The following is a 785-nucleotide window of genomic DNA, read 5'->3' on the forward strand; positions in this document are numbered from 1 at the left end:
TAGTTATTGCCGAAAATGCCACACGAAAGGATTGATTTTATCGAACTTTGTTTCGTGCGGCAGCGGGGGGTTGAAAGAAAAAACCCACTCACATTACTGCAAGTGGGTTAGATTTAAATTATTTTCCTTGAAAATAGATACGAGCCAAAGGCTCGCACCATCGGTTAGTGCATGCTTGGACTATCTGGTGTTATTACTTTTACTAATAGATATCTCTTTTCAAATAATTATTACTGTATTTAACAAACCATCCATTATCGCCATAAAGTTCTCCAGATAAACCATCACTTGATTCTACTATATCACAACTCAATTCAATTTTTTCCTTATCAGCAACTGTCATGCTTTCTGAAGATTCAAACATTCTTAATGTATTATGTAGTGCTCGATCTATTACTTCTCCAACGATGCTATCTAGGGTAGATTGTTGATTTGAATTTAATCCTGAAATTAGTTCAAATAAAATTTGAGCTTCGCTTGATTTCATTTGTCCAGATTTAATTGAAATATACTCTTCTGTAGTTAAGTCTCTAACTTCTTGTATTAACTTTTTGCCGAATTCATCTAATTTTTTCATAATTTATTTTTTAATTCCAAGGTATATGGGATGGAGAAGTTACTCCTTGTGTTTTAAGATTTTGTAAAGAATTATTTATTAATTGATCTATCATGTCATCTGTTGCTCCTCCCCCCCCGCTGCCGCACGAATCCTTTCGTGTGGCTATTACATTACAACAATAACATCTTCCAATGTTCCTTTTTCGCCTCTATAATCTTTAGCACTG

At 34.0% G+C, this 785-nt stretch carries 1 protein-coding gene; it reads right to left on the reverse strand.

Going from position 1 to position 785, the window contains the following annotated elements; translation table 11 throughout:
* Positions 1-202: 202 nt before the first annotated feature.
* Positions 203-577, reverse strand: coding sequence for a hypothetical protein (locus M0051_RS19570; protein WP_306743259.1), 375 nt, complete (start codon positions 575-577; stop codon positions 203-205).
* Positions 578-785: the final 208 nt, after the last annotated feature.

The sequence above is a fragment of the Marinifilum sp. D714 genome (genome assembly GCF_030851345.1).
GTDB lineage: Bacteria > Bacteroidota > Bacteroidia > Bacteroidales > Marinifilaceae > Marinifilum.

What these genes read in the sequence shown, in the direction of transcription:
- M0051_RS19570 (WP_306743259.1), bottom strand. Translation starts at nt 577, where the DNA reads ATGAAAAAATTAGATGAATTCGGCAAAAAGTTAATACAAGAAGTTAGA.